The following is a 20,974-nucleotide window of genomic DNA, read 5'->3' as shown; positions in this document are numbered from 1 at the left end:
TCCTCGGAGTCCCGGAGAGGCCCAGTCTAGGCGGCGCGCGCATGCCGGGCCGCCCGTGCGACGCCGCGCGACGCGGCGGCCGTGCTCAGCGCTCGATGAGCCTGCGGCCCTCGAAGGCACGACCGAGCGTCATCTCGTCGGCGAACTCGAGGTCGCCGCCGACGGGCAGGCCGCTCGCGAGGCGCGAGACGCGGACGCCGAGCGGGAGCAGCGAGCGGATGAGGTAGGTGGCGGTCGCCTCGCCCTCGACGTTGGGGTCGGTGGCGATGATGACCTCCTCGACCGCGGCGTCCTGCAGGCGCGTCATGAGCTGCGCGACGCGGAGCTGGTCGGGGCCGATGCCCTGCATGGGGTTCAGCGCGCCGCCGAGCACGTGGTAGAGCCCGCGGTACTCGCGCGTGCGCTCGATCGCCACGACGTCCTTCGCCTCCTCGACGACGCAGATCGTGGTGGGCACGCGGCGGGGGTCGCGGCAGATGGCGCACCGCTCCTCCTCGCCGATGTTGCCGCAGACGATGCAGAAGCGCACCTTCTCGCGCACGGTCTGCAGGATCGTCGCGAGTCGCTCGACGTCGAAGGTCTCGGTCTGGATGATGTGGAAGGCGATGCGCTGCGCCGACTTCGGCCCGACGCCGGGGAGGCGGCCGAGCTCGTCGATGAGGTCCTGGACGATGCCGTCGTACACGCGCTCAGCGCTCCCCTCGCACCCGCGGGCGCTCCTCGATCAGCTCGGCGCCCAGCTCCTCGCGCACGACCGCTTCGCCGTAGCGCGCCGCCTGCGCGGCCGAGAGCCGCTCGACGGGCGCCGGGGCGCTGCGGAGCGCCTCCGCCATCGGCGAGGGCTGGGGCGCGGCCTCGGGCTCCGGCGCGGCCGACGACGCCCGGGCCTCGATCACCGGCGCCTCGGGCGCGGAGACGAAGGAGAAGGGGTCGGGCTCGGGCACGTCGGGGAGCGCCTGCTCGGGCAGGTCCTCGGGCGGCGCCTCGGCGTCGGTGGGGATGCTGGCCACGGCCCAGCCGACGACGGGCGCGGCCTCGGCCGCGGCGGGCGCCCCGGTGCGGGCCGCCTCCGGCGCGCGCGCCGCTGCGGCGGCAGGCTCGGGCTGGGGCGGGCTCGGCCGGCGCGGCGGCCGCTCGGGAGCCCTCCGGCTCGGGCGAGGCCGCCTGCTCGGCCCGGCGCGAGCCGCCCTGGCGCGTGCGGGGGACGTAGCGGACCTCGATGCCGAGCAGCGCCTTGATGGTGCCGCGCAGCAGCTCGGCAGCGCTGGGCCTGCCCGGCTTGTGGTCCTTGAACCGCTCGACCTCGGCGTCGGACGTGAACCCGACCACGAGCACGTCGCCGTCGCGCAGGTCGATGGGCGTGACGTTGGAGACGAGCATGAACGCGCCCCGGTCCTGCGTGCCCAGGTGCTGCAGCACCTCGTCCCACGCGTCGCGCAGCTGCGCGAACTCGACCGCGGCGGCGGGCGCCGCGACGACGACCTCCTGCGCGGGCTCCGCCGCCGGCTCGGTGCGCGCCGGCTCCGCACGGGCGGGCTCGGCGGAGACGGACGGCGCGGCCTCCGCGGGCACGGTCGCGGGGCCGGTCGACGTCCAGACCTCGCGCTCGCCCGCGGGCGCGGCGGCCGACGATGCGGCGGGCGTGCGCGCCGGCGGCGCCGCCTCGACATCCGCTGCCTCAGCCGTCGCGCTGGGCGGCGCGGCAGCGGGTCCTGCGGCGGGCGCCGGCTCGGCCTGCCGCGGTGCGGGCTCGGGCGCCGGCTCGGCCTGCCGCGCGGCGGGCTCGGGCGCCGGCTCGACCGGCTGCGCCGCCGCCACGACCGCCGCGGCCTCCGGCGCCTGGATCGAGCCGATCACCACGCCCTGCTCGAGCCGGTGCTCCAGGCGCTCGACGCGCGCGATCGTGCCCACCTGCGGGTCGCCGGACTCCGGCACGAGCAGGCGCGCCGCCATGAGCTCGAGGTGCAGGCGCGGGCTCGTGGCGCCCGCCATGTCGGTGAGCGCGCGGGCGACGATGTCGGCGGCGCGCGAGAGCTCCGCGTGGCCGAAGCCCCGTGCCTGCGAGACGAGCGTCGCGAGCTCGTCCTCCGGCACGCCGTGGAGGATGGCGGCGGGGTCGCTCGCGGCCTGCGCGACGATGAGGTCGCGCAGGCGCTCGAGGAGGTCCTCGACGAAGCGTCGCGGGTCCTGGCCCGACTGCACGACGCGGTCGATCGAGGCGAACAGGCCAGCGGCATCCTGCGCCTGCAGCGCGTGCACGATGGCGTCGAGCAGCTCGCCGTGCGTGAAGCCGAGCAGCGCGACCGCGCTGCCGTACGTGACGGTGCCCTCCGAGCCCGCGATGAGCTGGTCGAGCAGGCTCAGGGTGTCGCGCGCGGAGCCGCCGCCGGCGCGCACCACGAGCGGCAGCACGCCCGGCTCGACCTGGACGCCCTCGGCCTCGCAGACGCCCTGCACGTGCTCGAGCATCGGGGCTGGCGCGATGAGGCGGAACGGGTAGTGGTGCGTGCGCGAGCGGATGGTGCCGATGACCTTCTCGGGCTCCGTGGTCGCGAAGATGAACTTGATGTGCTCCGGCGGCTCCTCGACGATCTTCAGCAGCGCGTTGAAGCCGCCCGAGGTGACCATGTGCGCCTCGTCGATGATGAAGACCTTGTAGCGGTCCCGGCTCGGCGCGAAGGTGGCGCGCTCGCGCAGGTCGCGGGCGTCGTCGACGCCGCCGTGGCTCGCCGCGTCGATCTCGACGACGTCGAGCGAGCCGCCGCCGTCGCGGCCGAGCTCGACGCACGAGTCGCACACGCCGCAGGGCTCCGGGGTCGGCCCCTCGGCGCAGTTGAGGCAGCGGGCGAGGATGCGCGCGCTCGTCGTCTTGCCGCAGCCGCGCGGGCCGGAGAAGAGGTAGGCGTGGTTGACGCGGTCGGCCCGCAGCGCCGTGCGCAGCGGGTCGGTGACGTGCGCCTGCCCGATGAGCTCGGCGAACGACTCCGGCCGATAGCGGCGGTAGAGGGCGGCGACCATGCGCACCAGGCTACTTCCCGCCGCTGACGCGCCGATGCCGCGGCGGCTGCCCTGCCGCGATCCGGCGCGCAGGGCCACCGACGATGCTCCGGGATGCGAAGGACTCCCCGCGCACCCGCGACGCATCGCGTCGCGGCGCCAGCCCGAGGCGACCATCGACGCCCCGGAACACGAAGGACTCCCCGCGCACCCGCCAGAGCCCGGTTGCCCTTGCTTCGTCTCCGACCTGGGGGATTTGGCCTGGATGGCGCCACGCGGGGAGCCGTCCACCATGCTACCCGCCACGACGCGCGCGCGCATCCGGGCCGCGCAGGCATCCGTCCCGCCTCGCGTCCGGCCCACCCAGGCATCCGGCCCGCCCAGAGCGGCCCCATGGCTCCGGCGGCTACCGTTGCCGCATGCAGAACGCGCTCGCCGCCACGGTCTCCGGCCTGCCCCTCCACCCGCTCGCGGTGCACGTGCCGGTCGTGCTGCTGCCGCTGGGGGCGCTCGGCCTCATCCTCGTCCTCGCCGTGCCGCGCTGGCGCGCCGCCCTCGCGTGGCCCGTGCTCGCGGTGCTCGCGATCGCCACGGTCGGCGCGCTCGTCGCGAAGCTCTCGGGCGAGGCGCTCGCGGCGCAGGTCGGCGTGCCCGAGGAGCACGAGGAGCTCGGCAACTGGCTGCTCATCCTCTCCTCGGTCCTGCTGCTCGTGGCCGTGGCCTGGTGGCTGTGGGAGCGGCGCGCGATCGCCCGGCGGCGCCCCACGGGCGTCGTGGGCGTGCTCGCGGCCCTCGTGCTCGGGGCGCTCGCGATCGGCGCGATCGTCGTCGCGGTGCTCACGGGCCACTCGGGCGCGGAGGCGGTCTGGGGCGACCGGCTCGGCGGCGACGCCGGCGCCCCCACGGGCGAGCCCGCGACGCCTGCGGCCTCCGCGACCGCCGACGAGCCGCTGACCCTCGCGGTCGTGGCGCAGCACGACGACTCCGCCTCCTGCTGGGCCGCGATCGAGGGCGAGGTGTACGACCTCACCGAGTGGGTCGCGCAGCACCCGGGCGGCTCCGACCGCATCCTCAGCATCTGCGGCACCGACGCCACCGAGACCTTCCAGGGCCAGCACGGCGGGCAGGCGGCGCCCACCGAGACGCTCTCGCGCTTCGCGATCGGCGAGCTGCAGGGGTGAGCGCGCCCGCCCTGCTGTTCGACATGGACGGCACCCTCATCGACTCCGAGCCGATCTGGGCCGAGCGCATGGCGGCGCTCGCCGCGCGGCACGGCGCCATCTGGACCGCGGAGGACGCCGCAGCGTGCACGGGCGGACCGGCCGAGGTCTCCGCGGCCCGCATGCGCGCGCGGGGCGTGGTGCTCGAGCCCGAGGCGCTGCTCGCGGAGCTCGGCGCGGGCGTCGCGGCGGAGGTGCGCGCGCGGATGCCGTGGCTGCCGGGCGCGCGCGAGCCTGCTCGCGGCCGTCGCGGAGCGGGGCCTGCCCGCCGCGCTCGTGACGAACTCCGATCGGCGGAACGCCTCCGGCATGCTCGACGCCGCACCGGCGGGCGCGCTCGCGTTCGCCGTGACGGGCGACGAGGTCGCGCGCCCCAAGCCGCATCCCGAGCCCTACGCGACGGCCCTCGCGCGGCTCGCCGCCGAGCGCGGCGTCGAGCGCGGCATCGCCTTCGAGGACTCCCTGTCCGGAGCGACGGCCGCGCACGCCGCGGGGCTCGAGGTGTGGTTCGTGCGCACGCACAGCGAGGCGCCGGCCTTCGCGACGCGCAGCATCGCCTCGCTCGCCGAGGTCGAGCTCGACGCGCTGCTCGCCGCGAGCGCGCGCTGAGGCCGCGCACCACCGATGCCACGGACCGCCTCGCGGCCGCCGGCCGCGTGACGGCCTCCCCCGCGACGGCCTAGGCCGCGACGACCGCCGCCACCTGCCGGGCGATCTCGAGCTCCTCCTTCGTCGGCACGACCCACACCTCGACGGCCGAGGAGTCGGCCGAGATGCGGCGCTCGCCGCGGCCCGCGTTCCGCTCGGGGTCGAGCACGATGCCGAGGCCCTCGAGGCCCGCGAGCGCCGCCGCGCGCACGGGGGCGGCGTGCTCGCCGATGCCCGCCGTGAAGGCGATCGCGTCGGTGCGGCCGAGGTGCGCGAGGTAGGCGCCGACGGTGCCGCGGATGCGGTGCGCGACGATCTCGAGCGCCTCGACCGCGCGCGGGATGCCTGCGTCGGCCGCCTGCTGCACGTCGCGCATGTCGCCCGTGCCGGTGAGGCCGAGGAGTCCCGAGCGCTTGTTGAGGAGGGCGTCGATCTCGTCGACGGACAGGCCGGCGACCCGGTGCAGGTGGATGAGCACGCCCGGGTCGACGTCGCCCGAGCGCGTGCCCATGACGAGCCCCGCGAGCGGCGTCATGCCCATCGACGTCTCGATGCTGCGACCGCCGCGCACCGCCGAGGCCGAGGCGCCGTTGCCCAGGTGCAGCACGATCGAGCCTGACGTCCTCGAGCGGCCTGCCGAGCAGCTCGGCGAGCCGCCGCGAGACGTACTGGTGGCTCGTGCCGTGGAAGCCGTACTTGCGGATCCGGTGCTCCGCGGCGATCGTCGCATCGATCGCGTAGCGGTGCGCGGCCGGCGGGATCGTCAGGTGGAAGGCGGTGTCGAAGACGGCGACGTGCGGGTGGCCGGGGAACGTCGCGCGGGCAGAGCGGATGCCCTGCAGGTTCGCGGGGTTGTGGAGCGGCGCGAGCGGCGAGAGCTCGTCGATCTGCGCCTCGACGTCGTCGTCGACGAGCACGGCGCGGTCGAAGCGCGCCCCGCCCTGGACGACGCGGTGTCCGACGCCGATGAGCCCCGCCTCGCCGAGCGAGGGCCCGTGCGCCTCGAACTGCCGCAGCACCCAGGCGAAGGCGCGCTCGTGGTCGAGGATCATGCGCTCCTCGCGCACCGCCTCGATGCCGGGCGCCTCGTGCGAAGCGACCGCGGCAGTCTCGCCGATCCGCTCGACGACGCCGCTCGCGAGCGCCGTGCCCGCGTCGACGTCGACGAGCTGGTACTTGAGGCTCGAGGAGCCCGCGTTGATGACGAAGACGGAGCGGGTCATGCGTCGACCTCCCAGGTCGCGGCGGGGCGCTCGGCGCGCGACTGCGCCTGGATCGCCGTGATGGCGATCGTGTTGACGATGTCCGAGACGAGCGCGCCCCGCGAGAGGTCGTTGACGGGCTTCGCGAGGCCCTGCAGCACCGGTCCGATCGCGAGGGCGCCCGCGGATCGCTGCACGGCCTTGTACGTGTTGTTGCCGGTGTTGAGGTCGGGGAAGACGAACACGGTGGCGCGGCCCGCGACCTCGGAGCCCGGCATCTTCTTCGCCGCGACGGCGGCGTCGGCCGCCGCATCGTACTGGATGGGGCCCTCGACGAGCAGCTCGGGGGCGCGCTCGCGCACGAGCCGCGTCGCCGCCCGCACGCGGTCGACCTCGGCGCCCGTGCCTGACTCCCCCGTCGAGTACGACAGCATCGCGACGCGGGGCTCGATGCCGAACTCGGCGGCCGTCCGCGCGGACGAGACGGCGATGTCGGCGAGCTCCTCGACCGTGGGCTCGGGGATCACGGCGCAGTCGCCGTAGACGAGCACGCGGTCGGCGAGCGCCATGAGGAACACGCTGGAGACGACCGAGACGCCCGGCGCCGTCTTGATCGTCTCGAAGGAGGGCTTGATGGTGTGCGCCGTCGTGTGCGCGGCGCCCGAGACCATGCCGTCGGCGTCGCCCGTGTGCACCATGAGCGTGCCGAAGTAGCTGACGTCGCGGAGGCGCTCGGTGGCCTGCTCGATCGTGACGCCCTTGTGGGCGCGGAGGCGCTGGTACTCCGCGGCGTAGCGCGGCAGCAGCTCGGCGTCGTCGGTCGCGACGATCGCGGCGGCCGAGAGGTCGAGGCCGAGGGCGGCGGCGCGCTGGCGGATGGCGGCCTCGTCGCCGAGGATCGTGAGCCGCGCGATGCCGCGCGCGAGCACGGTGGAGGCGGCCTGCAGGATCCGGTCGTCGTCGCCCTCCGGGAGCACGATGTGGCGGAGGTCGCCGCGGGCGCGCTCGACGAGCGAGTGCTCGAAGATGAGCGGCGTGACGACGCCGTCGCCCGTGACCTCGAGCCTCGCGAGGAGCGCCTCGGCGTCGACGTGCTCCTCGAAGAGCGAGAGGGCGAGGTCGCGCTTGCGCTGCGTGCCGTCGGCGAGCGAGCCGCGCGTGGTGGCGATGCGTCGGGCGGTCTCGTAGGTGCCGTGGGGGCTGTTGCCGATCGGCAGGTCGAGGTCGAGCCCGTCGAGGAGGCGCTGCACCGAGGGGTGGAGCGCGAAGCCGCCGTTCAGCACGATGCCTGCGATCGAGGGGAAGGTCTCCGACTGCTGCGCGAGCAGCGTGCCGACGACCACGTCGGAGCGGTCGCCCGGGAGCACGAGGAGGCCGCCCTCGATGAGCCGCTCGAGCACGTGCTCCATCGACATGCCGGCGACGACGGTGCCGAGCGACTCGCGCGAGAGCAGGTCGGGGTCGCCGCGCACGAGCTCGGCGTCGACGGCCGCGAACAGCGTGGCGACGCTCGGGGCGCTCAGCAGGCGGTCCTCGGGGATCGACCAGATGGGCACGCCCTCGGGCACGGCGTCGGCGAGGGCGGCCGGGATGCCCTCGATCGCGGCCGGGTCCGCGCGGTTGACGACGACGCCCGCGATCGAGGCGTGCGCGGCCGCGAGCTCCGCCGTCGTGACGTCGGCCAGGCTGGCGCAGGCTCCTGCGCGGTGCGCGGCGCGTCGGTCTCGGGGTCGCGGCCGCCGAGCACGAGCAGCACCGAGGCGCCGAGGTTCGCGGCGACCCGCGCGTTGAAGCCGAGCTCGGTGGGGCTGCCGACGTCGGTGTAGTCCGAGCCGAGCACGACGACGGCGTCGAAGCGGTCGTCGATGCGGTGGAAGCGGTCGACGATGGTCGCGAGCGCGGCCTCGGCGTCCTCGTGCACCTGCGCGTAGCTCGCGCCCACGGCGTCGTCGTAGGCGAGGTCGACGGCGTCGTGCGCGAGCAGCAGCTCGAGCACGGCGTCGGGCTCCTCGACCGAGCGCGCGACGGGCCGGAAGACGCCGACCCGGCCGACGCGGCGGCTCAGGGCGTCGAGCACGCCGAGCGCCACGATCGACTTGCCGGCGTGGCCCTCGGGGGAGGCGATCACGATGCGTGTGGGCACGGGGCAAGGCTAGCCATCCGGGGCGACGACGGCCTGTGGAATCGGACGGACGTCCCGAGGTCACGAAGTGGTAACAAAGCAGACACAGCCTCAACACACCCTCAGCACAGGGTGAAGATTGACGCCGACGCCAACGACGACGTCATCCATCGAAGGGAACACCGTGACCCATCACAGCAGCGCGAGGACGGCCGCACGACGGCTGCTCGCGATCGGCACGGGCGTCGCGGTCGCGACGTCCGCCGCCGTGCTCGGCGCCGCGTCCGCGACCGCGGCACCGCCAGCGACTCCGACGCCCGCCTTCCAGGACGGCCGCTACGTGGTCGTGCTGGCGGAGGACTCGCTCGCCACCTACGACGGCGGCGTGCAGGGCCTCGCTCGGACCGCCCCGCAGCCAGGCCAGGACCTCGACGCCGACTCGCGCGCCGCGCGCGCCTATCGCGCGCACCTCGGCGATCGCCACCAGCAGGTGGCCGACTCCGTCGGCGCAGACGTCTCGGCGAGCCTGACGGCCACGGTCAACGGCTTCGTCGCCGACCTCACCGCGGCGCAGGCGCAGGCGCTGTCCTCGCGCTCCGGCGTGCGCGCCGTCGAGCCGAACGAGATCCTCCAGATCACGAGCTCCCCCGCCAACGACTACCTCGAGCTGCCGGAGCTGTGGCAGCAGGTCGGCGGCATGGGCGAGGCGGGCGACGGCGTCGTCGTCGGCGTGCTCGACACGGGCATCGCGCCCGAGAACCCCTTCTTCGCGGGCCAGCCCCTCGGCACTGCGCCCGGCAGCGAGCCCTACCGCGCGGGCGACGTCATCACGTACCAGAAGGGCGACGGCCAGACGTTCACCGGCCTGTGCCAGACCGGCCCGGGCTTCCAGGCGAGCGACTGCTCCACGAAGATCGTCGGCGCGCGCTACTACGTCGACGGGTTCGGCGCAGCGAACATCGGCACCGAGGCCCAGGTCCCTGGCGAGTACCTGTCGCCGCGCGACGGCGACGGCCACGGATCGCACACGGCGTCGACGGCCGCGGGCAACGCGGACGTCCCGATCTCGACGGTGGGCGGCACCGACCTCGGCACGATGTCCGGCGTCGCGCCCGAGGCCCGCATCGCGGCCTACAAGGTCTGCTGGTCCGGACCGGATCCCGCGGCGACCGACGACGACGGCTGCGCGTCGACCGACCTCGTCGAAGCGATCGACCAGGCGGTGCTCGACGGCGTCGACGTCATCAACTACTCGATCGGCGGCGGTGCGGCGACCTCGGTGGTCTCGGCCACCGACCTCTCGTTCCTCGGTGCCGCCGCGGCGGGCGTGTTCGTCTCCGCATCGGCCGGCAACTCGGGCCCGGGAGCCTCGACGCTCGACCACGCCTCGCCGTGGTACTCGACCGTCGCCGCCACGACGATCCCGAACTACGAGGCCACCGTGACGGTCGGCGGCGACGCCTACCCCGGCGGCTCCATCACCGTGCCCTTCGAGGGCGAGGTGACCGGGACGCTCGTCGCGGCACGGTCGATCCCCGCATCCGGCGCGGCTGCGGCCGACGCCGCGCTGTGCCTGCCCGGGACCCTCGACGCCGCTGCGGCGGCCGGCAAGGTGGTGCTGTGCGAGCGCGGCGTGAACGCGCGTGTCGAGAAGTCGCAGGTGGCCGCCGACGCGGGCGCGATCGGCGTCGTCCTCGTGAACGTCACGCCCGGCTCGATCGACCTCGACGACCACGCGATCCCGACGGTCCACGTCGACGCGCCGTACTTCGAGGCGCTCTCGGCCGCAGCAGCTGCCGGTGAGACCGTGACGCTGACGGCGGGCAACACCTCCGGCATCGAGACGGTGGCGCCCGTCGTCGCGGGCTTCTCCTCGCGCGGCCCGGCGCTCGCCGACGGCTCCGACGTCATCAAGCCCGACATCGCGGCGCCCGGCGTGGGCATCATCGCCGCGTCGTACCAGGCGCCCGGCGGGGACCCCCGCTACGAGTTCCTGTCGGGGACCTCGATGGCGGCTCCGCACATCGCGGGGCTCGCGGCCGTGTACCTCTCGGAGCACCCGCTCGCCTCGCCCGCAGCGGTGAAGAGCGCGCTCATGACGAGCGCCGAGGACACCTTCCTCGCCGACGGCAGCCGCGAGACGAACCCCTTCAACCAGGGAGCCGGCATCGTCGACTCGCCCTCGTTCCTCGAGCCGGGGCTGGTGTACGAGAACGGCACGGAGGACTGGTACGGCTACCTTCGCGGGCTCGGCTACGGCCTGCCCGACGCGTGGGTGGGCGAGGCCATCGATCCGAGCGACCTCAACATCCCCTCGATCGGGATCGGCTCGCTCGCCGGGTCGCAGACCATCACGCGCACGCTGACCGCCCTGGAGGCTGGCCGGTACGAGGTCTCGGTCGAGGGCGTCCCCGGCGTGGACGTGTCCGTCTCGCCGCAGGTGCTCGACTTCACCTCCGCGGGCCAGTCGCTGTCGTACGAGGTGACCTTCACGACGCGCGACGCGACGCCCGGTCAGTGGAGCACCGGGTCGCTCACCTGGGCCTCGCAGGACAGGGGCGTGCGCTCCCCGATCGCGGTGCAGCCCATCGCGCTCGACCTGCCCGACTGGGTGACCGGCCAGGGTCGCCGCGGCGACGTGACGATCGAGGGAGTCGCCGGGCAGTCCGGTCGCCTCCAGACCTCGGTCGCAGGCTACGCGCCCTACCAGCGCCTCGGCGCAGCTCGGGTGGGTGCCGGCGAGGAGCGCACCTTCGAGTTCCAGATCGGCCGCAACGAGCTCGCGCACGACATCGTGCTCCAGGGGGACGAGTCGGTCGCCGACCTCGATCTCGTGGTGCAGCGGCTCGACAACCGCGGCAACCCCGTCGAGCAGTGGGTCGGCGCGACCGAGTCGGCCGACGAGACGGTGCTGATCGAGAACCCGACCGCGGGCCGCTACCGGGCGACCGTGCAGGTGTACTCGCTCCAGGGCGCGTACTCCACGAGGTTCACCCTCGAGCACGCCGGCGTCCGCGCGAACGGTGGTCAGGGCGACCTGACGCCGCGGTGGGCGTCGCAGCGGGTGTCGACGGGCGAGGCGTTCGAGGTGGAGGTGCGGTGGCGCAACCTCCGCGCGGGCGAGCAGTACCTCGGCATCGTGACGAACCGCCTGGGCCAGACGACCGAGCGCACCTACGTCTACACGGACTCGGGCGCAGGGCAGCCGCCCCGCCCCGGCACCCCGTGATGACGCGGTGACGGAGGGGCGGGGGCCGTGCGCCCCCGCCCCTCCCGCTCTAGTAGGATCGCAAGGTCGGTCGCTCGCGGCCGGCTCAGGAGGATTCGCCTAGTGGCCTATGGCGCACGCTTGGAAAGCGTGTTGGGTGCAAGCCCTCGGGGGTTCGAATCCCCCATCCTCCGCCACCGACGCCCCGCCGCCCTCGAGCGGCGGGGCGTCGTTCCGCTTCGGCTCCCCTGCCGCTGTACGGTGGTGCTGCCGGCATCCTCCGGCCCGTCACGAGGGAGTCCCGATGCGTCCGAGCACCCGCCACGGCTCGGCGGCCCGCGCATGAGCGGCCGCATCCTCGTCGTCGACGACGACCGCGACATCCGCGACCTCGTCGCCATCAAGCTCGAATCGGCGGGCCTCGAGGTCGAGACCCGCGCCGACGGCGTGCAGGGGCTCGAGGCGGCGGCCGAAGGCCCGTGGTCGGCGATCGTGCTCGACGTCATGATGCCCGGCATGAGCGGCATCGACGTGCTGCGCGCGCTCCGCGAGCGCGGCGTCGAGACGCCCGTGATCCTGCTCACGGCGCGAGGCCAGGAGAAGGACATCGAGGCGGGCTTCGCCGCCGGCGCCGACGACTACGTCACGAAGCCGTTCAGCCCCCGGGCCCTCCTGGCGCGCGTCACGGCCGCCTTGGGATGACCACGCCGCTGCCGGCGGAGCTGCTGTGGGCCACGCTCGCGGCGGCATCGATCCTGGTCGCCGTGCTGCTCGTCGTGCTGCTCGGGCAGCGGGCGCTGCGGCACCGGCGGGATCGGCACCGCGCCGACCTCGACGCGAGGCTGCGCTCGCTCGTGCTCGCGGCGACGGTCGCCGAGGAGGACGAGCTCGAGCCGCTCCTCGCGCGCGTGCGGGCGCTCTCCCCCGCCGAGCGCGCGCACGTGGGCCGCGCGAGCTCGCAGATGCTGCGCGAGATCACCGGCGAGGCCGCGGACCGGCTGCGCGCGGTCGCCGCGGCGACCGGAGCGGTGCCCCGCTACGAGGCGGCGACCCGCAGCCGCGACGCGGTGCGCCGCGCCGACGCCGCCGAGGCCCTCGGGCTCCTGGCGCCCGAGGGCGCGCTCGAGCGCCTGCAGGCGCTCGCGCTCGACCCCTCCGCGGAGGTCCGCACCGTCGCGGTCCGCGCGCTCGGCGGCTTCGCCGGCGCGGGCGCGACCGAGCGCATCGTCGAGTCCCTGCGCACGGGCTCGGGCGTGCCGGCCTCGGTCGCGACGACCGCCCTGCTCCAGCAGGGCGCGAGCGCGGGCGCGCGCGTGCGCGCGGCCCTCGAGGACCAGGACGCCGGCGTGCGCCGCGGCGCCGCCCGCGTCGCCGGCCTCCTCCAGGCGCCGGGCTGCGCCCCGCTGCTCGTCGCGCTCCTCGACGACGAGCACGACTCCGTCCGGATCGCAGCGATGCGATCGCTCGAGCGCATCGCCACCCGCGACGCGCTGGAGCCGCTGACGCGGGCCGCCCTGGGCGGCGGCTTCGTCGGCGAGGCGGCGGCGACGACGCTCGCCGCGATGCCGAGCAAGCCTGGACGGCGGAGGCGCTCGCGCGGCTCGCGCGCGACGCCGAGCGCGGGGTCCGCCGTGCCGCGGGGCTGCCGGCGAGGCAGGCCGCATGAGCTGGGACTGGCTGCGCGATGCCCTCCAATGGCTGTTCGCGCTCACGATGTGGCCGACGGGCGTCTACTTCCTGCTCGCCAACACGGCGATGCTCGTGCTCATCTGCATCGCGGCCGCGCACTTCTCGCGCTACCTGCGGCGCAGCGAGCATCGCGGCGAGGACGCGATGGCGGCATCGCCCGTGAGCCTCGGCGTGACGGTCATCATGCCCGCCTACAACGAGGCCGCCGTGATCCTCACGAGCGTCCGGTCGGTGCTGGACCTCCGCTACCCCGACCACGAGGTCATCGTCGTGAACGACGGCAGCGCCGACGAGACGATGGCGCGCCTCAAGGACGCGTACCGCCTCGTGCCCGACGACCGCGACATCCCCGGGCGCATCCCGGTGCGCGGGGCCGTGCGCGGCATCTGGCGCGCCCCCGACGGGGCCGTGCCGCTCATCGTCGTCGACACGGACAACTCCGGCCGCTCCGACTCCGTCAACCTCGGGCTCGACCTCGCGTCGAAGGACCTCGTCGTCATGGTCGACGCCGACTCGATCCTCGAGCCCGACGCGCTGCTGTCGGTGTCGAAGCCCTTCGCCGACGATCCGGAGCGCGTCGTCGCCACGGGCGGCGTGGTGCGCATCGTCAACAACTCGCGCGTGCAGGGCGGGCGCATCGTCGACGTGCGGATGCCGAAGCAGCTCATCGCGCGCATCCAGGTCGTGGAGTACCTGCGGGCCTTCCTGCTCGGCCGCACCGCGTGGTCCGACCTCGGCGCGCTCATCCTGATCTCGGGCGCGTTCGGGATGTTCCGACGCGACGTCCTCATCGAGACCGGCGGCCTCGACGCCGACTCGATCGGCGAGGACTTCGAGCTCGTCATGCGGATCCAGCGGTGGATCCTCGAGGGCCGCCGCGACCATCGCGTCGAGTTCGTCGCGGAGCCGGTGAGCTGGACGGAGGCGCCGTCGACCATGGCCGTGCTCGCCCGGCAGCGGCGCCGCTGGCACCGCGGCCTGTGGGAGGTGCTCTGGAAGTACCGCGGCATGCTCCTCAACCCGCGCTACGGGCGCGTCGGCATGCTCGCGCTCCCCTACTACTGGCTGTTCGAGCTGCTCGCGCCGGTCGTGGAGCTCGCGGGCCTCGTGCTCGTGCCCCTCGGGCTCCTGCTCGGCATCGTCGATCCCGGCTTCGCGCTGCTGCTCCTCGTCGTCTCGTACGTCTTCGGCACGCTCGTGACGCTCGCCGCGGTCGTCGTGGAGGAGGCGAGCTTCCATCGCTACGAGCGATGGCGCGACCTGGGCGCGACGCTGCTGGCCGTGCTCGCCGAGAGCTTCGGCTACCGGCAGCTGACGGCGGTCTGGCGCGTGCAGGGCTGGTGGGCGGCGCTCACCGGCAAGCAGCAGGTGTGGGGCGTGATGACCCGCTCGGGCTTCGCCGAGGGCGATGAGGCGGCAGAGGCGCAGGCGCCGCGCACCTGAGCGGCGGAGCGCGGCGCGGGCAGCGGGCCCCCGAGCCCGGCCGGCCGCTCAGCGCGGCAGCGAGAACGACGCCGTGGATCCCGCGCCCGGCGTGCTGTCGAAGCGGATCGAGCCGTCGTGCGCGCGCATGATCATGCTGCAGATCCAGAGCCCGAGCCCTGCCCCCTGCACGCCGGACGCGCGCGCCTCGGCCGAGCGGTAGAAGCGCTCGAACACGCGGGCCGCCTCCTCCGGGGCGACGCCGGGCCCGTCGTCGACGACCGCGAGGGTCGCGCGCTCCGCAACCCCCTCGACCAGCACGTCGATGCTGCCGCCCTCGTCGACGTACTTGATCGCGTTCGAGACGAGGTTCTCGGCGACCTGCGCGATGCGGCGCGGGTCGGCGTCGACGAGGACGCCCGGCCCCGGGAGGAGCCGGAGGCGCACGTCGCGCCGGCGCGCGCGGTGCTCCAGCAGCGCCACGGTCTCCTCCGCCACGGCCCGCAGGTCGATGGGGGCGCGCGCGAGGCGCAGCTCCCCCCGTGTCATCTCGCCGACGATGAGGAGGTCCTCCACGAGGCCCTGCAGGCGCGTGGAGTTGCGTCGCACCGTCTGCAGCCAGTCGGCGATGCGCTCGGGCAGCTCCTCCTCGAGCACGAGCTCGACGTACCCGGCGATCGAGGTGAGCGGCGTGCGCAGCTCGTGCGAGACGAGCGCGACGAAGTCGTCGCGGTCGGCGAGCATGCGCATGTACGTCGTGACGTCGTCGACCGCGACGATCGAGCCGCGGAACGCGCCGTCGACGATGAGCGGGCGCGACGAGACCGTGATGGCGAGCATGTCCTGGCCCGGCCGATGCGCCCACTGCACGGCGTTGTCGAAGGACTCCCCGCGCGCGGCGCGGATGAACGGGGTGCTCGAGCGCTCGATGGGCTCGCGGCTCTCGAGGTCGAGGAAGATCGCGTCGGCCATCGCGCCCTCGGGCGTCTCCCCCGCCATCGCCGGGTGCCGCGCGAGCGTCGGGTTCATGCGCTCGACGCGGCCGTCGGGGTCGAGCAGCACGAGCCCGATCCGCACGGTCTCGAAGATCGCGTCGAGGAGCGCGCCGTCGACGGCCGACCGCCCGAGCAGCGCGCCCCGCTCCTGCTCGCGCTGCAGCAGCACCGCCTGCTGCCGCTCGACGCGTCGCACGGTGCGCAGCGCGAGCCACGCCGCGCCGACGAGGCTCAGCGGCACGAGCACGGCGCCGACGGCGTTCGCCGTCAGGGTCACGCCGGTCGCGGTCGCGACACGGGCGAGCATGCCCGCGGTGATGACCGCGGCGGCGACGCCCACGACGGCGACCCCCTGCCATCGCGCGCTGAACCCCAGCCAGAACGACGGGTAGACGGCCAGCAGCGCCAGTGTGCGGGGCACGTCGTCGGCGCCGAGCAGCGCGACGACCGCCGCGAGATCGAGCAGCGGCACTGCGACGAGCCAGTGCGTCGGGCGCTCGCGGCGCCCGAGCGCGAGGGCCGCGGCGAGCGCGGTCGCGGCGAGCAGGACACCGCCGCCGATCGGCACCCACGGCCCTGCCCACACCGCGGGGCTCACGAGCGTCATGACGCCGAGCACGAGCGCGACGGAGCAGAGGAACACGAGCTGCAGGCGCAGCGCCTCCTGGTGGGGCTGCGCCTCGGCGTCGCGATCGCCGCCGCCGGCGCCGAGCAGGGTCGCGGGCGTCACCGGCGTCGGGTGCCGAAGACGCCGCGCACGATCTCGCGGAGGATCGTCTGGCCGGTGCGCGAGCCGATGAAGTCGGTGACGACGTTGCCCTCCCGGCGCGCGCCGCCCGAGCCGGCGCGCGTGCGCGAGCCGGAGCCGCGGTTCGCCCGCGCCTCGCGCTCGAGCCGCGCCGCCTCCTCCTCGGCCGCCTCCTGCCGGGCGGCGACCTCGCGCGCCGTGGCCTCCGCGGCCTCCGCGGCCTCGAGCCGGGCCCGCAGCAGCTCGTAGGCGGACTCCCGGTCGATCGCGGGGCCGTAGGTCGCGAGCAGCGGCGACGCCTGCACCGCCTGCCGCATCGCGGTCTCCGGCGTCGGCTGCATCGAGCCCTGCGGGGCGCGCAGCCGCGTCCACGCGACGGGCGTGGGGGCGCCTCGCTCGTCCATGACGGTCACGATCGCCTCGCCGATGCCGAGGCTCGTGAGCACCTGCTCGAGGTCGTAGCCCGACCTCGGGTAGGTGCGCACCGTCGCGCGCAGCGCGGTCGCGTCGTCGGGCGTGTGGGCGCGCAGCTGGTGCTGGATGCGCGAGCCGAGCTGGGCGAGCACGTCGACGGGCACGTCCTTCGGCGTCTGCGTGACGAACACGATGCCGACGCCCTTCGAGCGGATGAGGCGCACCGTCTGCGTGATGGCGGCGAGGAAGTCCTTCGAGGCGTCCTGGAACAGCAGGTGCGCCTCGTCGAAGAAGAAGACGAGCTTCGGCGCGTCGAGGTCGCCCACCTCCGGCAGGTCCTCGAAGAGGTCGGCGAGCAGCCACATGAGGAAGGTCGAGAAGAGCGCGGGCCGGCTCGCGACGCCCGGCAGCTCGAGCATCGAGACGACGCCGAGTCCCTCGGGCGTCGTGCGCAGCAGCTCGCGGGGCGAGAACTCGGTCTCGCCGAAGAAGACGTCGGCGCCCTGCTCGCTGAAGGCGGTGAGCTCCCGCAGGATGACGCCCGCCGTCTGCGTCGAGATGCCGCCGAGCCGCTTGAGCTCGGCCTTGCCCTCGTCGCCCGTGAGCCACAGCAGCAGCTCGCGGAGGTCCTTGAGGTCGAGGAGCGGCAGCCGCTGCTCGTCGGCGTAGGCGAAGACGATGCCGAGGCTCGACTCCTGGGTGGCGTTGAGGCCGAGCACCTTCGAGAGCAGCACGGGCCCGAAGGAGAGCACGGTCGCGCGGATCGGGATGCCGACGCCCTCGCCGCCGAGCGCGTAGAACTCCGTGGGGAAGGCGCGCGGCTCCCAGGCCTGGCCGATGCCGGCCGTGCGTGCGAGCAGCTGCTCGCTCGGGGCGCCCGGCGTCGCGAGGCCCGAGAGGTCGCCCTTGATGTCGGCGGCGAACACCGGCACGCCCGCGGCGGAGAGCTGCTCCGCGAGCCCCTGCAGCGTCTTCGTCTTGCCCGTGCCGGTCGCGCCGGCGACGAGGCCGTGGCGGTTGAGCATCCGCAGCGGGATCCGCACCTGCGTGCCGGGGTCGGGGTCGCCGTTGACGAGCGCGCCGAGCTCGAGCGCCCGGCCCTCGAAGGCGTAGCCGCGACGGATCGCGTCGACCTCGGCGGTCTCGAGCGGGCCCCTCGGGGCCGCCTCCGCGACCGCAGGTTCCGGCGAGGCGTCCGCCGTCGCGGCAGCGGACTCCGCGGCCGCCGCATCGCGCAGGGCCGCGAGCCTCGCCTCGGCCTCGGCCTCGGCCCGCCGGGCCTCCTCGACCTGCGCCTCGGCAGCCGCCAGGCTCGTCGCTCATGCGCACATCCTAGGCGCCGGGGCCGCCGCGCCCCGGGCGCCTCACTCGATCGGCGCGACGCGTCGCGGCTGCACCACGAGCCAGAGCGCGGCGAGCGCGAGGACGCCGCACGCGAGCATCACGACGCCCATCGGGATGGCGTCCTCGATGCGGAACAGGCCCACCACGGGGCTGATGAGCCCCGCGATCGACATGTTGAGCGCGCCCAGCAGCGATGCGGCCGTGCCCGCCTCGCGCGCGTGGTGCGCGAGCGCGAGCGTCTGCACGCACGGCATCGAGAGGCCGAAGCCGAAGGTGAAGACCATGAGCGAGGGGATGAGGCCCGCGACGCCCGCGCCCGCGAGGTCGAGGGCGACGATGAGCGTCGCGCCGACGACGAGCAGCACGGTCGAGACCGCGAGCACCCACTGCGGCCCGACGCTGCGCGCGGCGCGACCTGCCACCTGCGTGCCGATCGTGACGGCGACCGAGCACAGCGCGAAGACGAGGCCGAAGCCGCCGGGCGAGAAGCCGTAGACCTCCTGCAGCAGCAGGGACGAGGTGGAGAGGTAGGCGAACATGCCGCCGAAGATGCTCGCGCCGATGATCGCGACGCCGACGAACACGCGGTCGGTGAGCACGGCGCGGTAGCGCTGCGCGAGCGTCGAGTGCCCGGGCTCCGCGCGCAGGTGCTTCGGGAGCGTCTCGCGGAGGAACAGCAGCTGCAGCACGATCACGAGCACCGCGTAGCCCGCGAGCACCCAGAACAGCCCGCGCCAGTGGAGCACGCCGAGCAGCCACGAGCCGAGCACGGGCGCCGCGATCGGCGCGAGGCCGATGACGAGCGCGAGGCGCGAGAGCGCCGTCACGAGGCGGCTGCCGCTGAAGAGGTCGCGCACCATCGCCATCGCGACGACCGTCCCGGCCGCGGCGCCGAAGCCCTGCAGCACGCGCAGCAGCAGGAGGCTCGCGATGTCGGGCGCGACCGCCACGCCGACGCTCGCGAGCACGTGCACGCTCGTCGCGACGAGCAGCGGCACCCGCCGGCCCACGCGGTCCGAGAGCGGCCCGACGACGAGCTGGCCGAGCGCGAAGCCGAGCGTCGTCGCCGAGAGCGTCAGCTGGACGGTCGCGTCGGTGGTGGCGAACTCCGACTTCAGCTCCGGGAAGGCCGGGAGGTAGAGGTCGATCGTGAAGGGGCCGAGCCCGGCCAGCAGGCCGAGCACGACGAGGGTCGTGATGCGGCGGCTGCGGGTGAGCTGGTCTCCGGGGTGCCCGGTCACTCGCCGCGCTCGAGCACGAGCGGCGCCTCGGCACGGTCGGCGACGCGCTCCTCCCCTGTGGCGGGGTCGTGCTCGAAGACCACGCGGCCGTCGATGAGGACGGTGCGCGGACGCACCATCGGGTCCATCCAGTCGCCGCCCCAGACCACGATGTCGGCGCGCTTGCCGGGCTCGAGCGAGCCGACCTCGGCGGCGACGCCGAGCACCTTGGCCGGGTTGATCGTGATGGAGCGCAGGGCCGTCTCGCGGTCGAGGCCCTCGCGCACGGCGAGCGAGGCCTGGTGCACGAGGAACGAGATCGGGATCACGGGGTGGTCGGTGATGATCGAGAGCTCGACGCCCGCCTTCGCGAGCTTGCCGGGGTTGGCGATCGAGCGCTTCCGCAGCTCCATCTTCGACTTCGTGGTGAAGAGCGGTCCGATGAGCACGGGCACGCCGCGCTCGGCGAGGAGGTCGGCCACCACGTGCGCCTCGGTGCCGTGGTCGATGACGAGGTCGTAGCCGAACTCCGCCTGGATGCGCAGCGCCGTGACGATGTCGTCGGCGCGGTGCGCGTGCTGCCGCCACGGGATCTCGCGGCGGAGCACCTTGCCGAGCGCCTCCATCGTGAGGTCGACCTCGACGGGGCGGTCGGGGTCGGCCTGCTTGCGCGCGTAGTTCTGGGCGGCGACGAAGGCGTCGCGGATGATCTTCGCCGTGCCGAGGCGCGTCGAAGGCGTCTGCTTCTTCTCGCCGTACACCCGCTTGGGGTTCTCGCCGAGCGCCGACTTCACGCCCGCGGGCTCGCGCAGCACCATGTGGTCGACGATGCGGCCGTGGGTGTGGAGCGTCGTCGCCTGCCCGCCGATCGGGTTGCCGGAGCCGGGGTTGACGTTGACGGTCGTCACGCCGCCCGCGAGCGCGAGGTCGAAGCCCTCGTCGAAGGGGTCGATCGCGTCGATCGTGCGCACGCCCGCGGTGTTGGGGTTCGTCATCTCGTTCGTGTCGCTCGCGCCGCCGCCGTCGCCCTCGGGGTGCACGCCGAGGTGCACGTGGGCGTCGACGAGGCCGGGCGTGACCTGCGCGCCCGCGACGTCGAGCACCTCGGCGCCCTCGGGCACCGCGACGTCGGCGCCGAGCACCTCGATCCTGCCGTCGCGGACGACGATCGTCCCCTCGAACTCCTCGCCCTCGACGGGCACGACGCGGGCGTTGACGATGGCGAGCAGCATGGGGTCCTCTTCGAGTGGGGTGCGGTGCCCCCAGCCTACGCCCTCGTTAGCCCGGCGAACGACATGCACCGGCGGGAGGGATCAGGCGCAGGCGCCCGGCAGGTGCGCGAGGGTGTCGCGCCACCCCTCCTCGTAGGCGTCCCTCGCGGCCTCCCGCGTCGTGTGCCGCACGGTCACGAGGGTGCCGCCCACCGCCTCGGCGAGCAGCACCTCGACCTCGTCGACCTCCGGCTCCGGCCGACCCTCGTCGATCCACTGCCACGTGAGCACGAGGCGCTCGTGCGGCGCGAGCGCGCGGTACTCGCCGCGCACTCCGAAGCCGGCGCCCGCGTCGAAGCGGTAGCGGCCGCCCTCGCGCGCCTCGGCCGCGATGCTCGTGCCCGGGATGGCGCGCCACCACCAGCGCGCGATCGCCGCCGGGTCGGTCCAGGCCGCCCACACCACCTCGCGCCCCGCGGGCACCGCCTGCTCGACCACCAGCTCCGCCATCGTCGCCTCCTCGCTCGATGCGCC

At 74.7% G+C, this 20,974-nt stretch carries 12 protein-coding genes, 1 tRNA gene, 1 other RNA gene and 4 pseudogenes; 7 read left to right on the top strand and 11 right to left on the bottom strand.

Translation table 11 applies throughout. The features are described from left to right. Positions 1-85: 85 nt before the first annotated feature. From recR to ffs, 4 genes and pseudogenes are all read right to left on the bottom strand, one after another. Positions 86-685, bottom strand: coding sequence for a recombination mediator RecR (gene recR, locus OVA14_RS06890; RefSeq protein ID WP_267503197.1), 600 nt, complete (start codon positions 683-685; stop codon positions 86-88). Between the two features lie 4 nt (positions 686-689). Further along, positions 690-1,010, bottom strand: a complete 321-nt coding sequence (locus OVA14_RS06885) for a hypothetical protein (protein WP_267503196.1) — start codon at positions 1,008-1,010, stop codon at positions 690-692. A 244-nt stretch (positions 1,011-1,254) separates the two neighbouring features. After that, a pseudogene (locus tag OVA14_RS06880) lies at positions 1,255-3,018 on the bottom strand (DNA polymerase III subunit gamma and tau); the annotation flags it as partial. A 170-nt stretch (positions 3,019-3,188) separates the two neighbouring features. Further along, positions 3,189-3,285, bottom strand: an RNA gene (ffs, locus tag OVA14_RS06875) — signal recognition particle sRNA small type. 131 nt (positions 3,286-3,416) lie between these two features. Between ffs and OVA14_RS06870 the strand changes: the two genes are divergently transcribed. Together OVA14_RS06870 and OVA14_RS06865 are read left to right on the top strand one after the other, a co-directional pair. Next, complete coding sequence (locus OVA14_RS06870; RefSeq protein WP_267503195.1) at positions 3,417-4,178, top strand: cytochrome b5-like heme/steroid binding domain-containing protein; 762 nt, start codon at positions 3,417-3,419, stop codon at positions 4,176-4,178. Between the two features lie 273 nt (positions 4,179-4,451). Beyond that, a complete protein-coding gene (locus OVA14_RS06865; protein WP_267505519.1) occupies positions 4,452-4,826 on the top strand; it encodes an HAD family hydrolase in 375 nt (124 codons plus the stop codon). Between the two features lie 70 nt (positions 4,827-4,896). Here OVA14_RS06865 and OVA14_RS06860 read toward each other — a convergent pair. Together OVA14_RS06860 and pta are read right to left on the bottom strand one after the other, a co-directional pair. Next, positions 4,897-6,088, bottom strand: a pseudogene (locus OVA14_RS06860) (acetate/propionate family kinase). Then, positions 6,085-8,210, bottom strand: a pseudogene (pta, locus tag OVA14_RS06855) (phosphate acetyltransferase). Before pta ends, OVA14_RS06860 begins: the two co-directional pseudogenes overlap by 4 nt. A 163-nt stretch (positions 8,211-8,373) precedes the next feature. On the opposite strand from pta, the gene OVA14_RS06850 reads away from it, so the two are divergent. The 5 genes and pseudogenes from OVA14_RS06850 (at position 8,374) to OVA14_RS06830 (ending at position 14,529) form a co-directional block, all read left to right on the top strand. Further along, the gene (locus OVA14_RS06850; RefSeq protein ID WP_267503194.1) at positions 8,374-11,418 is read left to right on the top strand and encodes a S8 family serine peptidase; all 3,045 of its coding nucleotides are present in this window, start codon (positions 8,374-8,376) and stop codon (positions 11,416-11,418) included. 88 nt (positions 11,419-11,506) lie between these two features. Further along, positions 11,507-11,594: transfer RNA gene (locus tag OVA14_RS06845), tRNA-Ser, on the top strand. Between the two features lie 145 nt (positions 11,595-11,739). Next, positions 11,740-12,099, top strand: coding sequence for a response regulator transcription factor (locus tag OVA14_RS06840; RefSeq protein WP_267503193.1), 360 nt, complete (start codon positions 11,740-11,742; stop codon positions 12,097-12,099). Further along, a pseudogene (locus OVA14_RS13815) lies at positions 12,096-12,854 on the top strand (HEAT repeat domain-containing protein); the annotation flags it as partial. The gene OVA14_RS06840 and the pseudogene OVA14_RS13815, both read left to right, overlap by 4 nt. A gap of 205 nt (positions 12,855-13,059) precedes the next feature. Further along, complete coding sequence (locus tag OVA14_RS06830) at positions 13,060-14,529, top strand: glycosyltransferase family 2 protein (protein ID WP_267503191.1); 1,470 nt, start codon at positions 13,060-13,062, stop codon at positions 14,527-14,529. 48 nt (positions 14,530-14,577) lie between these two features. Here the strand turns inward: OVA14_RS06830 and OVA14_RS06825 are convergent, their stop codons facing one another. The 5 genes from OVA14_RS06825 to OVA14_RS06805 all read right to left on the bottom strand — a co-directional run bounded on the left by OVA14_RS06825 (position 14,578) and on the right by OVA14_RS06805 (position 20,950). Beyond that, positions 14,578-16,233: a sensor histidine kinase gene (locus OVA14_RS06825; protein WP_267503190.1), complete on the bottom strand. Its 1,656-nt coding sequence runs from the start codon at positions 16,231-16,233 to the stop codon at positions 14,578-14,580. Then, a complete protein-coding gene (locus tag OVA14_RS06820; RefSeq protein ID WP_267505518.1) occupies positions 16,230-17,975 on the bottom strand; it encodes a helicase HerA-like domain-containing protein in 1,746 nt (581 codons plus the stop codon). The genes OVA14_RS06825 and OVA14_RS06820 overlap by 4 nt, the downstream gene beginning before the upstream one ends. Before the next feature lie 54 nt (positions 17,976-18,029). Then, the gene (locus OVA14_RS06815) at positions 18,030-19,250 is read right to left on the bottom strand and encodes a multidrug effflux MFS transporter (RefSeq protein WP_267503189.1); all 1,221 of its coding nucleotides are present in this window, start codon (positions 19,248-19,250) and stop codon (positions 18,030-18,032) included. After that, positions 19,247-20,461, bottom strand: coding sequence for an amidohydrolase (locus OVA14_RS06810; protein ID WP_267503188.1), 1,215 nt, complete (start codon positions 20,459-20,461; stop codon positions 19,247-19,249). The genes OVA14_RS06815 and OVA14_RS06810 overlap by 4 nt, the downstream gene beginning before the upstream one ends. Before the next feature lie 81 nt (positions 20,462-20,542). Continuing rightward, positions 20,543-20,950 (bottom strand): SRPBCC family protein, encoded by a 408-nt coding sequence (locus tag OVA14_RS06805; RefSeq protein WP_267503187.1) that lies wholly within the window; start codon positions 20,948-20,950, stop codon positions 20,543-20,545. Between the last annotated feature and the right edge of the window lie 24 nt (positions 20,951-20,974).

Source organism: Agrococcus sp. SL85 (assembly GCF_026625845.1).
GTDB lineage: Bacteria > Actinomycetota > Actinomycetes > Actinomycetales > Microbacteriaceae > Agrococcus.
This window is presented reverse-complemented; position numbering and strand designations above follow the sequence as displayed.

Excerpts from the sequence above, each read along its gene's own strand:
- OVA14_RS06810 (WP_267503188.1), bottom strand. The coding sequence starts at position 20,461 with ATGCTGCTCGCCATCGTCAACGCCCGCGTCGTGCCCGTCGAGGGCGAG.
- OVA14_RS06870 (WP_267503195.1), top strand. The coding sequence starts at position 3,417 with ATGCAGAACGCGCTCGCCGCCACGGTCTCCGGCCTGCCCCTCCACCCG.
- OVA14_RS06840 (WP_267503193.1), top strand. The coding sequence starts at position 11,740 with ATGAGCGGCCGCATCCTCGTCGTCGACGACGACCGCGACATCCGCGAC.
- OVA14_RS06830 (WP_267503191.1), top strand. The coding sequence starts at position 13,060 with ATGAGCTGGGACTGGCTGCGCGATGCCCTCCAATGGCTGTTCGCGCTC.
- OVA14_RS06805 (WP_267503187.1), bottom strand. The coding sequence starts at position 20,950 with ATGGCGGAGCTGGTGGTCGAGCAGGCGGTGCCCGCGGGGCGCGAGGTG.